General features: G+C 45.7%; 17 protein-coding genes and 1 pseudogene. 7 read left to right on the forward strand and 11 right to left on the reverse strand.

Going from position 1 to position 17,909, the window contains the following annotated elements:
• Positions 1 to 113: 113 nt before the first annotated feature.
• Entirely contained in the window at positions 114 to 1,733 is a 1,620-nt protein-coding gene (gene panP / locus AC3RV5_RS21205) for a pyridoxal-dependent aspartate 1-decarboxylase PanP (RefSeq protein WP_489729556.1), read from the forward strand.
• A gap of 77 nt (positions 1,734 to 1,810) precedes the next feature.
• Here panP and panC read toward each other — a convergent pair whose 3' ends face one another.
• The 7 genes from panC to sfsA form a co-directional block, all read right to left on the reverse strand.
• Entirely contained in the window at positions 1,811 to 2,665 is an 855-nt protein-coding gene (gene panC / locus AC3RV5_RS21210) for a pantoate--beta-alanine ligase (protein ID WP_489729557.1), read from the reverse strand.
• Positions 2,666 to 2,672: 7 nt separating this feature from the next.
• Positions 2,673 to 3,470: a 3-methyl-2-oxobutanoate hydroxymethyltransferase gene (panB, locus tag AC3RV5_RS21215; RefSeq protein WP_489729558.1), complete on the reverse strand. Its 798-nt coding sequence runs from the start codon at positions 3,468 to 3,470 to the stop codon at positions 2,673 to 2,675.
• Positions 3,471 to 3,551: 81 nt separating this feature from the next.
• On the reverse strand, positions 3,552 to 4,046 hold the full coding sequence (folK, locus tag AC3RV5_RS21220) for a 2-amino-4-hydroxy-6-hydroxymethyldihydropteridine diphosphokinase (RefSeq protein ID WP_489729559.1): 495 nt from the start codon (positions 4,044 to 4,046) through the stop codon (positions 3,552 to 3,554).
• Positions 4,043 to 5,386, reverse strand: a complete 1,344-nt coding sequence (pcnB, locus tag AC3RV5_RS21225; RefSeq protein WP_489732227.1) for a polynucleotide adenylyltransferase PcnB — start codon at positions 5,384 to 5,386, stop codon at positions 4,043 to 4,045. The genes folK and pcnB overlap by 4 nt, the downstream gene beginning before the upstream one ends.
• Positions 5,387 to 5,490: 104 nt before the next feature.
• Complete coding sequence (gene gluQRS, locus AC3RV5_RS21230; RefSeq protein ID WP_489729560.1) at positions 5,491 to 6,420, reverse strand: tRNA glutamyl-Q(34) synthetase GluQRS; 930 nt, start codon at positions 6,418 to 6,420, stop codon at positions 5,491 to 5,493.
• 141 nt (positions 6,421 to 6,561) lie between these two features.
• Positions 6,562 to 7,011 (reverse strand): RNA polymerase-binding protein DksA, encoded by a 450-nt coding sequence (gene dksA, locus AC3RV5_RS21235; RefSeq protein ID WP_489729561.1) that lies wholly within the window; start codon positions 7,009 to 7,011, stop codon positions 6,562 to 6,564.
• Positions 7,012 to 7,178: 167 nt separating this feature from the next.
• Entirely contained in the window at positions 7,179 to 7,883 is a 705-nt protein-coding gene (gene sfsA / locus AC3RV5_RS21240; protein WP_489729562.1) for a DNA/RNA nuclease SfsA, read from the reverse strand.
• A 97-nt stretch (positions 7,884 to 7,980) separates the two neighbouring features.
• On the opposite strand from sfsA, the gene pepB reads away from it, so the two are divergent.
• Complete coding sequence (gene pepB / locus AC3RV5_RS21245) at positions 7,981 to 9,264, forward strand: aminopeptidase PepB (RefSeq protein ID WP_489729563.1); 1,284 nt, start codon at positions 7,981 to 7,983, stop codon at positions 9,262 to 9,264.
• Positions 9,265 to 9,325: 61 nt separating this feature from the next.
• Here the strand turns inward: pepB and AC3RV5_RS21250 are convergent, their stop codons facing one another.
• A complete protein-coding gene (locus AC3RV5_RS21250) occupies positions 9,326 to 9,508 on the reverse strand; it encodes a helix-turn-helix domain-containing protein (protein WP_489729564.1) in 183 nt (60 codons plus the stop codon).
• 211 nt (positions 9,509 to 9,719) lie between these two features.
• Here AC3RV5_RS21250 and AC3RV5_RS21255 point away from each other — a divergent pair, with 211 nt between their 5' ends.
• From AC3RV5_RS21255 to AC3RV5_RS21270, 4 genes are all read left to right on the forward strand, one after another.
• Positions 9,720 to 10,310, forward strand: coding sequence for a YhgN family NAAT transporter (locus tag AC3RV5_RS21255; protein WP_489729565.1), 591 nt, complete (start codon positions 9,720 to 9,722; stop codon positions 10,308 to 10,310).
• 24 nt (positions 10,311 to 10,334) lie between these two features.
• The gene (locus tag AC3RV5_RS21260; RefSeq protein ID WP_489729566.1) at positions 10,335 to 10,922 is read left to right on the forward strand and encodes a YjaG family protein; all 588 of its coding nucleotides are present in this window, start codon (positions 10,335 to 10,337) and stop codon (positions 10,920 to 10,922) included.
• A gap of 300 nt (positions 10,923 to 11,222) precedes the next feature.
• Positions 11,223 to 11,741: a TetR/AcrR family transcriptional regulator gene (locus AC3RV5_RS21265; protein ID WP_489729567.1), complete on the forward strand. Its 519-nt coding sequence runs from the start codon at positions 11,223 to 11,225 to the stop codon at positions 11,739 to 11,741.
• Positions 11,741 to 12,802 (forward strand): alcohol dehydrogenase family protein, encoded by a 1,062-nt coding sequence (locus AC3RV5_RS21270; RefSeq protein WP_489729568.1) that lies wholly within the window; start codon positions 11,741 to 11,743, stop codon positions 12,800 to 12,802. The genes AC3RV5_RS21265 and AC3RV5_RS21270 overlap by 1 nt, the downstream gene beginning before the upstream one ends.
• 735 nt (positions 12,803 to 13,537) lie before the next feature.
• Here AC3RV5_RS21270 and AC3RV5_RS21275 read toward each other — a convergent pair.
• Positions 13,538 to 14,566: an IS110 family RNA-guided transposase gene (locus tag AC3RV5_RS21275; RefSeq protein ID WP_489728928.1), complete on the reverse strand. Its 1,029-nt coding sequence runs from the start codon at positions 14,564 to 14,566 to the stop codon at positions 13,538 to 13,540.
• A gap of 160 nt (positions 14,567 to 14,726) precedes the next feature.
• Here AC3RV5_RS21275 and AC3RV5_RS21280 point away from each other — a divergent pair.
• Positions 14,727 to 15,431, forward strand: a pseudogene (locus AC3RV5_RS21280) (transposase); the annotation flags it as partial.
• Between the two features lie 79 nt (positions 15,432 to 15,510).
• Here AC3RV5_RS21280 and istB read toward each other — a convergent pair.
• Both istB and istA read right to left on the reverse strand, forming a co-directional pair.
• A complete protein-coding gene (gene istB / locus AC3RV5_RS21285; protein WP_489732228.1) occupies positions 15,511 to 16,266 on the reverse strand; it encodes an IS21-like element helper ATPase IstB in 756 nt (251 codons plus the stop codon).
• Positions 16,267 to 16,272: 6 nt separating this feature from the next.
• Positions 16,273 to 17,817 carry an IS21 family transposase gene (gene istA, locus AC3RV5_RS21290; RefSeq protein WP_489729569.1) on the reverse strand — a complete coding sequence of 515 codons (1,545 nt, stop codon included), beginning with the start codon at positions 17,815 to 17,817 and terminating at the stop codon, positions 16,273 to 16,275.
• Positions 17,818 to 17,909: the final 92 nt, after the last annotated feature.

Genomic DNA, 17,909 nt, shown 5'->3' on the forward strand with positions numbered 1-17,909 from the left:
TTATGTGCCTTTAACTAAAGCGCAAAGCAGTGTTTACCCCCTCATAGTATTGGTCTGGGCACAAAATTCATGTAAAGTTCGCGGCTTGAAAGTTTTCACAAGAGGTGTCAAGCGTGTCTGCAGCTGAAGTCAGTTTAGAGCATTTGTTTAGAGTCTTTACCCTGCCTGAAGGTAAAGACTCTAAATTGGCTCAAATTGAGCAGCATCTGTCGGATAATTTGGCGGATTTTTTGTCTCAGCACGTGGTCACTAAAGTGACGTCCCTGGAACAGATTGAAAAGAGTTTTGCTGAATTTAGCGTACCCGAACTTCCGGAGTTTGTATCGGAGCACGCGGCCAACCTGCTTGAAAAAGTGGTGGCCAATTCGGTCAATACTTACTCGCCAACATTTATCGGGCATATGACATCTGCCTTACCCTATTTTCATTTGCCTTTGGCAAAATTGCTGGTGGGGTTAAATCAGAATCTGGTCAAAATTGAAACATCCAAAGCCTTCACACCACTTGAGCGTCAAGTGCTGGGCATGATGCATGAATTAATCTACACCCAAGACAGTGATTTTTATAAAATCTATCTGCACAGTGCAAACCATGCCCTGGGGGCATTTTGCTCCGGCGGAACAGTGGCCAATATCACGGCCTTGTGGGTCGCACGTAATAAGGCCTTGGCCGCAAGAAAAGGTTTCAAGGGTGTGGCCCGGGAAGGTTTAGCAGCAGGCTTACGGCATTACGGCTATAACAATATGGCAATATTGTCATCTCGCCGGGGTCACTATTCGTTATCCAAGGCGGTAGATTTATTGGGTTTAGGCCGTGAACAATTAATTACCTTGGACTGCCCGACCCAGCGCCTGTCACCGCAAAAAGCCTTAGCTTTTGGCAAACAATATCAAAGTACAGGTAATAAATTGTTGGCTATTATCGGCATTGCCGGCACCACAGAAACCGGCCATGTTGATCCCCTGGATGAATTAGCCGATGTGGCCCAGGAGTTAGGTTGTCATTTTCATGTAGATGCAGCTTGGGGTGGAGCAACGTTATTCTCCAGCACCCATAGGCAAATTCTTAAGGGTATAGAGCGGGCCGATTCTGTTACCCTGGATGCACACAAGCAGATGTATGTACCAATGGGCGCAGGTATGGTGCTGTTTAAAGATCCTAACGACAGTAATGCGGTGCGCCATCACGCCCAATACATTTTGCGTGCTGGCTCAAAGGATTTGGGCGCGACAACACTGGAAGGCTCACGTAACGGAATGGCGATGTTGGTGTATGCCTCTTTGCATATATTTGGCCGTCAGGGTTATGAATTATTAATCGATCAAAGTATCGAAAAAGCGAAGATATTCGCTCGTATGATCCAGTCTCATCCGGATTTTGAACTGATTACCCAGCCAACCCTGGCACTGCTGACGTATCGGTTGAATCCCCAGGAAGTACAAGACAAGGTCAAGGCAGACTCAACCCTGAGCACGGACGTCAACAAGGAGTTAGATAAACTCACCGTCTATGTGCAAAAACAACAGCGCGAAGCTGGCAAATCATTTGTCTCCAGAACTCGTTTACAAACCAAGGCCTACCAACAGCAAACCCTTACGGTTTTTCGTGTCGTTCTGGCCAATCCCTTGACCACTGAACTGGATTTACAAAACATTCTGGACGAGCAAATAGCCATCGCTAGCAACAGTAAAATCTGGCGGAAATTGAGCTCGGCCTTTAAAATAGCCAGCTAAATCATTCTCTTAGTATATAAAAAAGCCGTTAGTCAGGGACTAACGGCTTTTTTATATACGTCTCAACGCGAAGATAGTTAGCCAGGCAAACTGACCTGCAAGTTGTCAATCAAACGAGTACGTCCCAAAAATGCTGCGGCCAAAATGACGATATTGTGGTCTTCGTGACCGGGTTGTAACAACGAATCCGCAGAGCGTATTTCAATATAATCCGGGTGAAACCCCGACGCAGCCAAAGATGCTGTGCACTCTGCGGCCAGGCGGGTGAAGTCGCGTCGTCCCTGGACAATTTGCTCAGCCATGGCTTGCAATTGCTGATACAAACTGGGTGCAACCTGACGTTCGGTGGTGGTTAAATACTGATTACGCGAACTCATGGCCAAGCCATCGGTTTCACGCATGGTAGGCACACCATAAATGGTTAAATTCATAGATAAATCAGTGACCATAGCCTTGATCACTTGCAGCTGCTGAAAATCTTTTTCGCCGAAAAATGCCATGTTCGGCTGCACCATATTAAACAGTTTACACACTATGGTCGCCACGCCGCGAAAATGCCCTGGACGACTGGCCCCACAAATCATGTAGGACAAACCCGGTACTTCCACAAACGTCTGGCGTTCGAGTCCGCGAGAATAGATGTCTTTGGCTAAAGGGGTAAATAATACATCTACCCCCAGCTCGCTGAGCACATTACGATCATTTTCCAGGGTACTTGGATAGGCATCCAAATCTTCATCCGGGCCAAACTGCAGGGGATTGACAAAAATAGATACCACCACTATGTCGGCTTTTAACTTGGCCGCTTTGACCAGATTAAGGTGTCCTTGGTGCAAATTGCCCATAGTGGGCACAAATGCAATCACCTTGGATTCGCTTTGCCAATTGCGCCTGACGTCGCGCAGACTGGCGATATTACTAATCACTCGCATATATCGCTCACTTATTAAAACTATGCTCAGCGGAAGGGAAACTACCCTCACGAACTTCTTCAATATAGGTGCGCACAGCGGCCCGCATATCACCACAATCTTGCAAATAGTTCTTGGAAAACTTGGGCATGTAATTGGCACTAATGCCAAACATGTCATGCATGACTAATATTTGTCCGTCAGTTTGGGCACCGGCGCCTATGCCGATAACAGGTATATCGATAGCCTGGGAAATTTTTTCTGCCAGCTCGCTGGGCACACACTCTAGCACCAGTAGTTGAATACCCGCCGCCGCCATTTCTTTGGCCTGCTCAAACATTTGCTCCGCTTGTAAATCGTCTCGACCTTGGACTTTAAAGCCACCAAATACATGCACCGACTGAGGCGTTAGCCCCAAATGCCCACAGACAGGCACACCGCGCTCATGCAGTCCCTTAATCGTTTCGACTAACCAGCGCCCACCTTCCAATTTTACCATGCTGGCACCGGCTGCCATCAATTTGGCGGCATTGATAAAGCTTTGTTCCACTGTGGCGTAGGACATAAAGGGCATATCCGCAATGACAAATGCCCGTTGCACGCCTCGGCACACAGACTTTGTATGATAAACAATATCCTCTACCGTCACACTGAGGGTATCATCGTATCCTTGGAGCACCATGCCCAGAGAGTCACCGATCAACAATACATCTATGCCTTGTTCGTCAAACAGTTTGGCAAAACTGGCATCGTAAGCTGTTAACGCGGCAATTTTTTCGTTTTGCTGCTTCATTTTTAACAAGGTTGACGTTGTGACTTTTTTCATATTGGAGCACTCCACACACCTAGACCTGAATTTAGCCTAGGATTAAAACAGGCACTATACGGATTTTTATCGGGATTTCTATCACTGAGCAAAGGTTGCTAATATTGTTAAGCCATTTAACGGACAATTGTCGAGTAGGCTTGCCACTGCTGTGCCACAAGGCAGCACGAACTCGGGGGATATTTCATACAAGGGATACAAAACAAACTCACGCTGGCGTATGCCATAGTGAGGCACGACCAAATTAGCCAAATTAATTTCTTGTTGGCCGTAAAGCAGAATATCTAAATCTAACGTACGCGGCCCCCAGCGATTATCCTTACGCTGACGCCCATGCAGCTGTTCGATGCGCTGGCATTGCGTCAGTAGTGTCAACGGTGACAACTCAGTGTGCAGCTTAACCACCGCATTGACATAAGGGGGCTGATCTTGCGGGCCCATGGGGCGACTGGCATATAGACTGGAGCATGTTAGTAGCAGGGTATTTTCCAGCACTGACAATTCCTGCAAGGCGGTACGAACCTGGCCCAGGGGGTCGGCTAGGTTGCTGCCAATCCCCAGATATGTCTCGATCATGACGTGGTTTTTTTCTTACCTCGGTTGCGACTGCGCCGTTTGGGTCCTGCGCCTTCTTGCTGGCGCAGCGTATCTAACATGTTTTGACGTTGATCGCCGTCGGCCTCTTGAAACTCAGTCCACCACTGCCCTAACTCCATTAGAGCGCCGCCTTCAATCTGTCCTCTTAACAACAGGAAATCATAGGCCGCTCTAAATCTAGGGTGTTCAAGCAACTGATAGGCCCGGCGACCGAAACGTTTAGGTAAACGCTGTTGCAGGTGCCAGATTTCCCGAATAGGGATCGAGAAACGTTTGGGGATCATGATGCGCTGTATTTGGCGATGTAATACATCATTCAAAGCTAAGTTAAAGGCATCAAAATGTGTTAGTCCGCCCTCGCTCATATGTTGCTGACAACGTTCTTCCAGTGGATACCACAGAAACGCTGCAAAAATGAAGGCCGGAGTGACTTTCATTCCGGTGTTAATTCTATTGTCGGTATTGATTAACACCTGTTCGATAAACTTAACTTCGCGACTGTCACTGGCGGTGATCAATGGCGCTAATTGCGGGAAGAGTGGTTCGAACAGGTGGAATTTGTGTAACAAACGATAGGTTGCAAGACCCTGACCGGACAATAATAACTTAAGCACTTCTTCAAACAAGCGCGCAGGGGGAATGTTGGCCATAAGCGGCGCCAACTCATAAATGGGATCCGCCGTGTCGGGACTTATCTGCATGTCCAGTTTAACCGCAAAACGCACGGCTCTTAACATGCGCACCGGATCTTCACGATAACGCGTGCCCGGATCCCCTATCATGGAGATAGTTTTTTGTTTGATCGCTTGCATACCGCCGGCAAAATCACTGATGGAGAAATCGGCAATATTGTAATACATGGCATTGACGGTGAAATCCCGGCGCTCCGCATCTTCTTCTATACTGCCAAACACATTGTCCCTTAAAAGCTGGCCGTGATCGCTCTGGCGGCTTAAATTTTGCTCGGGAGCCAAGGGTTCGGTTTGTGCGTGATGCCCTCTAAAGGTCGCCACTTCAATGATTTCCCGACCAAAAACGATATGCGCCAGACGGAAACGGCGACCGATTAAGCGACAATTTCTGAATAACTCTTTGATCTGTTCAGGGGTAGCATTGGTGGTGACATCGAAATCTTTTGGCTCTTTGCCCAACAAAATATCGCGTACGCATCCGCCCACCAGATAGGCTTGATAACCACTGTTGTGCAATCGGTATAATACCTTCAGTGCATGTTCACTGATGTCATCCCGAGAAATCGGGTGTTCAGCACGAGGAATGATAGTGGCAACAAGTGTTGATGTGGGTTTTGTTTGCGGCAGCGTGCTTTTAAACGCCCCTTTAACCTTGTTGATTACGCGAGAAATAATAAGTTAAGCTCCATAATGACAAAAAATACCCCAACTATTTTAGTTAGCGCGCCTGATCATATACTGTCTGGTCTGCCAATTCTATTGTCAAAACGTGCACTTTGGCCGCTAATTCCCTCTAATTTCCATGCATCCTGTGCCCATTGCAGTAAATCAGCTATGGGTGCTTTGCTCAAAGTTGCTGGGACGACGGCACCCAAAAAGGCCAAGGCCTGGCGTAAATTGTATTGTGCCTGGGTATTATCCAAAGCTGTAGCGTGGTTTTGTTTACTCAGTTTGTTGCCGTCATCTCCTAATACCACTGGCAAGTGTAAATATGCTGGCACAGGAACACAGAAGGTCTGATACAACGCCAGTTGATAGGCAGTGGCTGAGAGCAAATCGGCTCCTCTGACAATTTCCGTGATCCCCTGGCGAATATCATCCAACACTACAGCCAGCTGATAGCCATATAAGCCGTCTTTGCGCTTTACGACAAAGTCTTCACGGGCCGATTGATAGTTAAAGTAGATTTGTCCCAACGCTTTATCCCGCATGTGTAACACAGGGTGATCATTTTTAAAACGCGTTGAACAACCATCTGGAGCTAAAACCAACTCCCGGCAAGGACAGGCAATTTGCAAAGTAGCTAACCATTGGTTGCGGGTGCAACGGCAATGATAGGTGAGATTATGGTTTTTCAGTTCGTCCAATACCTGTTGGTAAATATCGTATTGCTGACTCTGATAGACGACTTGTTCGTCCCAGTGCAAACCATGCTGTTCCAGGGTGTGTAATATATTTGCTGCCGCCCGCGGCTGTTCTCTTGGGGGGTCGATATCTTCGATTCTGACCAGCCACTTGCCCCCTTGCTGCTTGGCACGTAAATAACTGCCCAGGGCGGCCACCAGCGAACCAAAATGCAAGGGTCCAGAAGGCGACGGTGCAAACCGACCTATATAGGGCTGATTTGATGTTCTGGTGGGTAAAGAAAAAGGTAAGTTCACGTAACCTCTCTCAATTAATTGTCAATAACTGGCGATACACTAATAAGCTGGGAGCTTATTAGAACGCCCAAAGAACGGCCGCAGGGATAGCGCGAAACAAAAAAGCTGCATAAAGCAGCTTTTTGTTAATCCAGCAAGATATTAACCTTGCAGTTGTTTTTCTTTGATCTCAGCCATGGTTTTGCAATCAATGCACATGTCTGCTGTGGGGCGAGCTTCTAAACGACGTACGCCGATCTCGATACCGCAGGAATCACAAAAACCAAAATCATCGTCTTCGATACGCTTTAAGGTCTTTTCAATTTTTTTGATCAGTTTGCGTTCACGATCTCGCGTTCTTAGCTCGATGCTAAACTCTTCTTCCTGAGCAGCTCTGTCGACCGGATCCGGGAAGTTAGCCGCTTCGTCTTGCATATGGTGTACAGTGCGATCGACTTCTTGGCGAAGTTGGTCGCGCCACGCTTTTAACAACAAACGGAAATGTTCCATTTGTTTATCGTTCATATACTCTTCGCTTTTTTGCTCCTGGTAAGGAGTCAATCCAGCTAAGGCTAATAAGCCGAGAGTTTTCATCGTTTTTCCTGTTGGCATCAGCCAATTCTCCTTAACTACGGCACAGGACGGTTTTGTGCAAGCGGCTATGTATAACAGAAAGCCATAGCGCTGGCAATTTTTCGCACCACCCTGATTATGTGGACCAAAACTTATTTTTCAGAACGGCAATATGGAGATGCTACCGAAAAAATCAACTTATATTTTCAATCAATTAGTTGCAGTCTTTGATTTATAGTGATTTTTTGTTCTGTGATCAAACACGAATAACACACAACTTCGACCCCCGCCTTTTTTGCCCTTAACAGTTCCAGCTCGTATTGCGGATCGATATGAGCGGCAACCTGGACGTTTTTGATGCCGGTATGCTGCACACAGTATAAAAGCACGGCCCGATTACCTTGTTCAACTACGCCAGCCAGTTCACGTAAATGTTTTTGCCCTCGTACTGTTTTGGCATCAGGGAAATAACCTAAACCATCTTGTAACAAGGTCACGGATTTAACTTCCACATAACAATCAGCTCGGCCCTTACTCTGCAATAAAAAGTCAATGCGACTTTTTTCTTGACCAAAGATCACCTCGGGCCGCACTGTTTGATAGTCCTGTAACTCAACGATAAGGTGTTGGGCTAACCCTGCGGCGACGATTTTGTTAGCATTATTGGTGTTCACCCCAAGCCAGTGTCCGTTATCAGTCACTCCCAGCTCCCAAGTATAGGCTAACTTGCGTTTGGGATTATCACTGGGTGACAACCAGACTTGCATGCCAGGTTCGGCGCAACCAGTCATGGCACCGGTATTCGGACAATGGGCCACCACCATTTCGCCACTGCCCAGGCGAACATCAGCTAAAAAACGCTTGTAACGTTTAATAAGCACCCCAGGTATCAGTTTATTGTTAAAACGCATTTGTCACCTTAATGCTAATCTGTGCAAAGTTGATATGATAGCAACATACTTGCTGTTTGTTATTCAGCATTCATCGCCATTTATCACGGAGTGTTTTATGTCTCGACTATCCATCCAGCTTTCTGATCAACCTGCAGCCCCTCAGTGGGGACAAAACGCGCTCCTGTCCTTCGATAACGATTGCGCGACTATTCACCTGCCACAGAGTGACTCGTGTAATCGCGCTATTCGTAAGGCGGCCAGGACACTAGATGCTTTAGCTATTGAATTTGTTACCTTAAGTGGTAAATGGCAGATTGAACAACAATGGGCTTTTGCTTGTAGTTTCACAACCACACGCAAACAGCACCATATACAATGGGCTGATAACGTCAACAGCGACGAATTAAACATGCGTTATCAGGCGCTGATTTTTACCCGGGAGCAAATCAATGCTACTCCAGAAGACTTGTCTCCGGCCATACTCGCCACACAGAGCGCAACATGGCTAACCAGCCTCAGTCCCCGCCATGTGAGCTATAAGACCTGGACAGGTGACGAGCTATTGGCACAGCAGTGGTTTGGCTTGTATCACGTGGGACGCGGCAGTTCACGTCCTCCGGTGATGCTTGAACTCGATTACAATCCCACTGGCGACGAGTTTGCGCCAATCAGCGCCGCTTTGGTGGGCAAAGGCATTACCTTTGATAGTGGCGGGTACAGTATCAAAAGTAGCGAAGGCATGTTGCACATGAAATGCGATATGGGCGGAGCGGCAACAGTAACAGGAGGATTGGGCCTGGCCATAATGCAAGGCTTGCAAAAACGCGTAAAATTGTATTTATGTTGCGCCGAAAACCTGATCAGTGGCCACGCCTATAAACTCGGCGATATTATTACCTATAAAAACGGCACCACAGTTGAAATAGTCAACACCGATGCCGAAGGTCGATTAGTGTTAGCTGATGGACTACTGGCTGCCACTGAAACGCAAGCGCCATTAATCATCGACGCCGCGACCCTAACCGGTGCAGCTCCAGTCGCCTTGGGAAGGGATTACAATGCCTTTTTTGCCTTGGATAAACCCCTCCAGCAACGTATGCTTAATTATGCTGAACAAGAATGTGAGCTTGCCTGGGCATTGCCTCTTGAACTTTGGCATAATGAAAAATGCCCCTCCAATTACGCAGATACCGCCAACAGCCGCACCCAGAAGGGCGGTGGAGCGGGTGGAGCGTCAAACGCCGCAGGTTTCTTATCGCGATTCGTCGCTAACGAGGGACAGGGATGGCTGCATATGGATTTGGCTGCGGCTTTTCATGACAGTGCCGACACTCACTCTCCAGCGGGGGCGTCTGGTCAAGGGATCAGAACCATAGCCAGAGCATTGATCGAAGAGTAACGCGAAAAACAAACAGGCTAGCACATATATTTTCGATTAAACCCACCGTAAATATATGTGTTTATAAGCCCCCCAAACGTTCGGCCAGGATTCGATATTTGGCCACATCGTTAGCATCAAACAAAGGTTTACCTTCTGCATCTTTGTCTATTGCGATTAACAGGCTTTCCCGTTCTAAACGCTCAACTCTGATTTCTTCTACGCCTAAAAATTCTGCTACTTCGGTTACTGTCATGACACTCATTAATCCTTCCTTTATAATTTATACGTAATTAGGGCACTGACTAAAGGGTCACAACACATGTACCTTTGAGACAATGGCAACGATTTCTGCTTACTATACTCAACACCTCACGCCCAGACAATTTTTTATATCCCATGGCGCTTGTTCTCAGATGATATACACTGTCGCCAATTTTGCAGTTAGATCTAATTAACATTCCCAGTGAGATACTATGGACACGTGGTCGGCAGCCATTACTTTGTTTTTAATTATGGATCCCTTGGGTAATCTGCCTGTATTCATGTCCGTTCTCAAGACAATTGAGCCAAAACGTCGGCGTTTTGTGCTTATTCGTGAGTTGCTTTTTTCCCTGCTTATTATGATGGGATTTTTATTCAGTGGTCAGGCCGTGCTCGATTTCCTCAGTGTGAAACAGGAAACCGTCAGCATTGCCGGCGGGATTATTTTATTCTTGATAGCCCTGAAGATGATTTTCCCCCAGCCCGGCGGTGTTACAGGCTTACCCTCGGGTGACGAACCTTTTATCGTACCACTGGCGATCCCGATGGTCGCCGGACCGTCAATTTTAGCTGCTTTGATTTTGTTAGCTAATCAGGATCACAGTCGCATGCTGGACTGGTCACTGGCGCTGGGTGCCGCCTGGTTTATTTCGGCTACCATATTGATGTTTTCGACTGTGTTACACCGGCTTTTGGGGGAACGAGGGTTGATTGCCATCGAACGGCTGATGGGCATGATATTAATTATGATATCCATCCAAATGTTTATGGATGGGGTAGGTCAATTCTACTCTTTAGTATAACCAGCTATTATCAACGAGGCCTCAATGGCAAACAAAAAGCTAACAATATTTCAACAAGTTAGAGACTTGAAAGAATGGCATGCGGTGGCCTTTTCGGCAGCGGTGCTAGAACGCATGTTACCCAACTATCAATTATTCTGCGACGTGACAGAATTTACCGATCCTAGCCAATACCGCAATACCTTAAATACCATTTGGGAATGGTTGTCAGTGCCTAAAGCCAAGATTAACTTTGCGGCGCAGTTGGAAAAAATAGAAGCCGCCGTGCCAGACCCTGAAGATTTTGATAATTTCGGAGTGTATCCGGCCATCGATACCGCGATGTCGATGTCTGCCATCATTTTGTTGATCATGGGAGAGGATTTACAAGGGGCAGTAGTGGTGAGCAAATTATCCCAGGGCACAGTGGAAGCTTACATCGATGCCACCGCAGAGTCCCCCTTGTCTGATGAACAAAGCAAACAACATCCCCTGATGGTGTGGGAAACATCGGTGCAACAAGCGTTACTTGATTTGCTGGCTGATTGCCCTACAAACGCCGGGACCTGCCAAATGCTCAAAGAAATAGCCATAGGCGAAGGCATGAGTAATATTGGCATTGAGATCCCTTAGGCACACAAATTCCGTAAACCTAATCATCAGCGCTTAAGTCCATCAGCCAACATACCCCCTGATGCATCTGAAAATCAGAATACGAGCAAACCTGACAGACAAATATGTGCCAAAGCCGACACAAGATTCTAATATAGAAATGGCTTAAATCGACCTATTGCGGTCCTTAGTATTGATGAAATTTATCTGATAGATGGCAATAAATTCAAGCGCTTTTGCCCGATAGATTCAAAATATTGACAAGGTAGAATGATTGCTCTACCCTACAGGTAGAATAACTATTCTACCTGTAGGGTCATAATGCTCAGAGAACAAATTGCCTCCAGTCTTGAAGATACGTTTAGCCAATATGGTTTTGCCGAGCCAAGCGTTTCTCAACTGAAGACTGCATGCGACGTCAGCCTGCGGACGCTCTACAGGCATTACCCATCTAAAGAAGCTATGATCGTTGGAGCGTTGAAATATCGCCATCAAAGATACCTCACTTTTCTACTTGGCGAATCACCCTCTCGTGGTGTTGAATCCGTTTTACATATTTTTGATAAGCTTCAACTATGGATGGAGGAATTTGCCCCCCACGGCTGTTTATCTATGAACGCAATTGCTGCATTTCCAGAGAATCCTCTGATCTGTAAGGCAGTTAAAGAGCACAAAGAAGATGTTCTTCATTTCCTAGGTGTGCAAAGCCAGAGACCCGATCTTGCTACGGCTATATTTTTAATACATGAAGGCGTATCAAGCGCATGGCCAATGCTAGGACAAAAAGCACTCATGTCCGCTAGACAAGCACTATTGCTACTTTTAAAGGATGATAAATAATGACCTTAATTCCAAAGACGATGAAAGGAATTCAACTTATCGGTCATGGTGGGGCTGAGATGCTTCAATATCGTAACGATATTCCAGTACCAACACCCACTTCAAATGATGTGTTAATCCATGTTGCTGCTGCGGGTGTGAATAATACCGATATCAATACTCGTACAGCATGGTATTCGAAAAGTGAAAGTAATAGTTCTGATGCTTCTTGGTCTGGCAATGCTTTAACCTTTCCTAGAATTCAAGGAGCAGATGTCTGCGGTATTGTCGTTGCCGTAGGTAGTAATGTCAGCGCAAAACGCTTAGGTGAACGCGTTCTAATCGAGCCATGCATTCGAGAAGCCAACAGCCAACCACTTAAATCGCCTTGGTACTTTGGCTCTGAATGTGATGGCGGATTTGCAGAGTATACAGTGGTAGCGGCTAAACATGCCTATGTGGTTAATAGTCCTCTCTCTGATATCGAATTAGCTTCATTTCCTTGCTCTTATTCAACAGCAGAAAATATGCTTAGCCGAGCCAACGTTATCGATGCCGATGTAGTGTTAATATCTGGTGCTTCAGGTGGTGTAGGCTCAGCTGTTATTCAGCTTGCCAAAGCTCGTGGATCGAACGTGATAGCTATTACCAGCCCAAGTAAAAATCAACAACTGCTAGAACTAGGCGCAGACCGAGTGGTATCGCGAGATGATGATTTAATTAAAATTTTAGGTGAAAACTGCATTGATGTTGTTATCGATTTAGTTGCAGGAAAACAGTGGTCTGAGTTTTTACAATTATTAAAACCCGGTGGTCGGTATGCTGTGTCTGGTGCAATTGGTGGAGCTATAGTTGAGCTTGATATTAGAACGCTTTATTTAAAAGACTTGAGTTTTTTCGGCTGCACTGTACTTAAATCTGACATATTTCAAAACTTAATTGATTACATTGAAAGAGGTAAAATTAAGCCCATCGTTGCTGATAACTTCCCATTGGAAGAGATAAATACAGCTCAAGACGTTTTCTTAAGTAAGAAATACGTAGGTAAAATTGTCCTTAAAATTTCTAATAAAAAACAATAAGGGTACATTTTAGTTATATACAAAAGACAAACTGCACAAAAAATGCTTATGACCGCAATGTCGGATCAGCAGACATTAGTAATTGGTAATCCCAAAAATAAAATCAAATTACCAAGACATATATGGACACTCCCGTGATGTCAACACAGCCGTGCTCTTTTCATGCTGCGCAGCAGCATGAAGTCTTGTTTGTTTTCTTATTCCAGCTCGTCTAATCGTGTGAAGTTAAGTCTAAAAGTGGCTTAGTTCTGACATATATTCAGGCTCTTAATAGGAAAACAAAATTACCAAACAAAATTACCAAAACAAAATTACCAAGACATATATGGACACTCCCGTGATGTCAACACAGCCGTGCTCTGTTCATGCTGCGCAGCAGCATGAAGTCTTGTTTGTTTTCTTGTTCCAGCTCGCCTAATCGTGTGAAGTTAAGTCTAAAAGTGGCTTAGTTCTGACATATATTCAGGCTCTTAATAGGAATAGGTTTATTATTCCAGGCCTCTGATGAACTCCGTACCTTATCGCCTTTTTATTCACTCATGCGGATTGTTATATCCGTGCCTTAGTCTGGCTTTGATGAGGTAGGGTAGACCGTTTTCTTCATCATGTGTCGACTAAGCTGGTTGGGTAAAAAAGTGTTATCCCGTGTCTAACCTTCCACAACACCCATACAGGCTTTGTACCTTTGTCTCGGACGGATTTGAGTTCGACAGGGATAACGTCAACTGTGTCATATCATGCGCTAACTTGTGTATTCGGCATGGCTTGATAGTGTTCTTGACGAGTAAGCAGTATCCACATAAGCCGAGCAAGACGGTGTGCAACGGCCACCGCCACTTGGTTAAACGGTTTACTGACCCGAAGTTTCATCGCCCATACCGATAAGGGGTCGTTACTTTTAGCGGCTCGGCTAACCAGTGCTCTGGCACCATGCACCAGCTGTTTACGTAAGTAGCGGTCGCCACGTTTGGTGATACCGCCCATCTTGCTCACATTACCTGATGCATGTTGTTTGGGCGTGAGCCCTAACCATACAGCGAATTCTTTGGGGCTGTTGAACGCCTGGCCTTTGTCGATGGCGGCTAGAAAAGCCGAAGCATTGATGATCCCTATACCCGGTATGCTGAGTAAGATTTGGCCGCTTTTGCTGTTATCCACAAAACCACGTAGTTGCTGTTCAATGTTTTTTACGCGTTTGAGTATGGCGCTGTACTCATTGAGCATATCTGCCATGATCTGTTGCAACCTGACACTGTATTGCGGGTTATCGATGACGCTTTCCAACCCAACGAGTAGTGCCGCATGACCACAAGGAAATACCACACCAAATTCACTCAACAGCCCACGAATTTGATTGCTCAACGCCGTTTTGTTTTTAATCAGGCGCTCTCGAATGCGATGTAAACACATCACTTCTTGTTGATACTCTGATTTAACCGGCACAAACCGAATATGTGCCCGTTGACTGGCTTCCGCTATGGCAAAGGCATCATTGTGGTCATTCTTATTTCCACGTACAAAAGGCGTGACATGCTGCGCTGGGATAAGCTTCACATCATGACCGAGTTTGCTTAACTCTCTGCCCCAATAATGTGATGAATAACAGGCTTCCATTACCACCACAGTCGGCGATTGCTGGCGCATAAAATCAAGTAACTCATGGCGTTTCAACTTCTTATTAAACTGCGGCTTTATGTGCTCATTCACGCCACATGCCTGAAAGACATTTTTTGCTAAATCGATACTAATTGTTTTAAACTTCATGGTGGACACTCCTTATGTAAATAGTCTGCTTAACACTACTATTTTGGCGCATTGACGCCGTATTAGGGAGTGTCCATCTCATCACCCATAATAACTTTGTCTGTTTTTTGAACTGGACTACACTTATCAAGTCTTTCATTTCTAGTCCGGTAGGTGGGTTATGCCCCAGCCTCGCAAAAGCCAAGTCAGTTTAATGGATACGCCTTATTATCATTGTGTGTCCCGCTGCGTGCGCCGCTCGTTCTTATGTGGTGTGGATAAATATTCAGGGCAGAGTTACGAGCATCGCCGGGGGTGGGTAGAGGATAGATTACTTTTCTTAGCCACTGTATTTGCCATCGACATTTGTGCTTACGCGGTCATGAGCAACCATACCCATGTAGTGGTGCATGTCGATAAAGCCCTGGCCGACAGTTGGGATACCGATGCGGTATTGACTCGCTATCATAAATTACACAAGGGCACACTGTTAACCCAGAAATTTGTGAAGGGGGACACGTTAAGCCCAGGTGAGCTGATTACCTTCGATGAAACCGTTGAGCAGTACCGGCAACGCTTATACGACATCAGCTGGTTTATGCGCGACTTGAACGAGTATATTGCGCGAGAGGCCAACAAGGAAGATGGCTGCACGGGGCGCTTCTGGGAAGGGCGGTTTAAATCACAAGCCTTGTTAGATGAAAGTGCAGTGCTAGCTTGTATGGCCTATGTAGATTTAAACCCTATCCGCGCCAAAATGGAAAAGACACCTGAAACCTCAAAACACACCAGCATAAAAAATCGCACGCAGGCTGTGAAAAACAAACAGCGGCAACCGAAAACCTTGATGCCTTTTGTAGGAAACCCCAGACTAAACATGCCTAAGTGCGTATTAACATCAGGAAGATCGCTGAATAACATTCATGGAGATCGCAAACTCTCTAATCAACAGGACCTTTGTTAATCTACTTTTCTTGATCTCCATGAGTCAATGATTTTATTTCTTTTCGCATCGATTCACCTTCCAATTCCATTTTAATTGAGCGATGAACTAAGCGATCAAGTATCGCATCTGCATGCGTTGATTCGCCGATCATTTCATACCAACTGTTGATGGGTAGTTGGCTAATGATGAGTATTGAGTGATGGTCGTAACGGCCATCAATAAGCTCCAGTAAATCGCTACGTTGATTGGCGTTTAGTGGCTCCAAGCCCCAATCATCGATAATGAGTAGGTCTGCTTTGATAAGTTTGCTAACCAATTTTCGGTAACTGCCTTCTGCTTGAGCCAGATACATGTGTTCAAGCAATGCCTTTAATCGGAAGTAAAATACGGTTTTGCCTTGTCTGCAATACTCTGCACCAAGGGCGCAGGCTATAAAGGTTTTACCACAACCGGTTTTGCCTGTTATTACTAGGTTGTGGGCATGGTGAAGCCAGTCACTTTGGCTGAGGGTTCTAATTTGTGCTTTGTCTATATTGCGACTTGCTTTGTAGTGAATATCCCCAAGGACGGCTTTTTGTCTAAATTTAGCTTCTCGAGTGAGCCGTTCAATACGTCGTTGTTCGCGCTGTGTAAGTTCATGGGCAAGCAGTAACTGTAGACGCTCTGTGAAGCTTAATTCTGCGTAGGTATTGGCTTGAACCTGTTGCTGTTCAAGGGCATCTCGTATGCCGGCCAGTTTTAGCTGATTCAGTTGTTGTGTGATTTCTTGCATAATAACTCCTTAGTGATAGTAACCGTTGCCACGGATGTTTTGATGTTTGATCGTCGAGAGTAAGTCAAGTTGTTGTTCAGGCATGGCCGTTTTATCCAGACCTTTTTTGAGTATGTTGGTGATATTTTTAAGACGCTTAGCCCCGGTAAGCAGAGCACGTTGACAGGCTTTTTCTACGCGTTCGTTACTGTATTTCGACGCTAAGCTCAGCAAGCCTAAACAAGAACGGAATGCTTGTTCAGGATGCTTCCTACTGGCAAGGTTTTCTTGTACTAGCATCAAGGTATGTGGGCCGATACTTTTAGCCCAATGTTCAAAGCGTTGGGCTGACCATTGTTGTTTTTGATGAGCTTTAGGCATGTGCGCGTCTTGGGTGGAATGACGGCCTGCAAGGTAAGAGCGAGCATGAGTCGCGACTGTATTTCCTTCGTGTTTTAAAGTCACAAGCTGACCGGTAGTTTTTGCTTCAAGCTGCTTTTTTACAAGGCTATAAGGCACCGAGTAATAGTGTTTTTCAATCTCTACGTGATAGTCGATATTGACGCGAACCATTTTGATATGGGTATATTGGTAAGCACACTCAGGCAAGGCCTTTAAGGCCGGTCTATCAATACGTTGAAATAGGGATGTGCGTGACTCATTGTACTGTTTCATGACTTTATTATTCATCCAGTTAACTAATTCTGTAATGCGTTGGTTAAGCTGTTTTAGACTGAAGAAGGTTTCTTTGCGGATCCTTGCCATTATCCAGCGCTCGACAATTTGCACGCCTACCTCGGCTTTTGATTTATCTTTTGGTTTGTATGGCCTGGCAGGAATAACGGCCGTATCGTAATACACGGATAGTTGATGGTAGGTAGGGTTGAGTTCAGGCTCATAACGACATCTTTTATGAACGCCACTTTTGAGATTGTCTGGGATAACGATGTGCGGTACGCCGCCTAGAAATTCAAAGCAACGGACATGACTCATTATCCAGTCTTCCAGTTGCTGTGACCAGGTGGCTTCGGCGTAGGTGTAATTACTGGCACCCATGACCCCAACAAACACTTGAGCTGTGCGATATTCGCCGGTCTCAGAGTTCACAATAGGCATAGTAGGTCCACAATAATCCACAAACAGCTTCTCGCCAGCACGGTGTGTTTGTCGCATGGATAAACGTAAACTGACGCTCCATTGTCGGTACATTCGACAGTAATGGTTATAGCTGTAATAACCCGCAGGATTGTCATCCACATACTCTTCCCACAAGAGCTGCAATGTCATGTATTTACGCTCTTTAAGCTCATCTTGCACCGTTTTCCAATTCGGTAAACTATGCTTTTTAAGCGGCGCTTTGGTGTTAATAAATGTATGTTTGAGCGCAACGTCATCCCACATGTCATTCAGTGGCCACGACGTGATACCCATTTTTGCTGCTCTGGCAGCATAGCGTGATACCACAGAGGGAGAGACAGATAAACTTGTAGCTATCTGCCGATGTGTCAGTTTTTGTCCGTACTTGAGACGGAGAATATCTTTTAATTTTTTCATAGTTATAGGTGCTGTCGACATAGTTACTCTCATCACATATTCAAAATGACAGAGTAAGGGCTAAACACACCTATTGACTAGAAAGTGAGCGTTCCAATAACATCGATGGAGAT

It is taken from the genome of Paraglaciecola sp. IT1134, from assembly GCF_058068185.1.

Bases quoted from the DNA above. Each gene is read 5' to 3' on its own strand.
- pepB (WP_489729563.1), top strand. From the start codon at position 7,981: ATGTCTCGACTATCCATCCAGCTTTCTGATCAACCTGCAGCCCCTCAG.
- AC3RV5_RS21260 (WP_489729566.1), top strand. From the start codon at position 10,335: ATGGCAAACAAAAAGCTAACAATATTTCAACAAGTTAGAGACTTGAAA.
- AC3RV5_RS21270 (WP_489729568.1), top strand. From the start codon at position 11,741: ATGACCTTAATTCCAAAGACGATGAAAGGAATTCAACTTATCGGTCAT.
- sfsA (WP_489729562.1), bottom strand. From the start codon at position 7,883: ATGCGTTTTAACAATAAACTGATACCTGGGGTGCTTATTAAACGTTAC.
- AC3RV5_RS21255 (WP_489729565.1), top strand. From the start codon at position 9,720: ATGGACACGTGGTCGGCAGCCATTACTTTGTTTTTAATTATGGATCCC.
- AC3RV5_RS21265 (WP_489729567.1), top strand. From the start codon at position 11,223: ATGCTCAGAGAACAAATTGCCTCCAGTCTTGAAGATACGTTTAGCCAA.
- AC3RV5_RS21250 (WP_489729564.1), bottom strand. From the start codon at position 9,508: ATGAGTGTCATGACAGTAACCGAAGTAGCAGAATTTTTAGGCGTAGAA.
- istA (WP_489729569.1), bottom strand. From the start codon at position 17,817: ATGTCGACAGCACCTATAACTATGAAAAAATTAAAAGATATTCTCCGT.
- panB (WP_489729558.1), bottom strand. From the start codon at position 3,470: ATGAAAAAAGTCACAACGTCAACCTTGTTAAAAATGAAGCAGCAAAAC.
- AC3RV5_RS21275 (WP_489728928.1), bottom strand. From the start codon at position 14,566: ATGAAGTTTAAAACAATTAGTATCGATTTAGCAAAAAATGTCTTTCAG.
- panC (WP_489729557.1), bottom strand. From the start codon at position 2,665: ATGCGAGTGATTAGTAATATCGCCAGTCTGCGCGACGTCAGGCGCAAT.
- dksA (WP_489729561.1), bottom strand. From the start codon at position 7,011: ATGCCAACAGGAAAAACGATGAAAACTCTCGGCTTATTAGCCTTAGCT.
- folK (WP_489729559.1), bottom strand. From the start codon at position 4,046: ATGATCGAGACATATCTGGGGATTGGCAGCAACCTAGCCGACCCCCTG.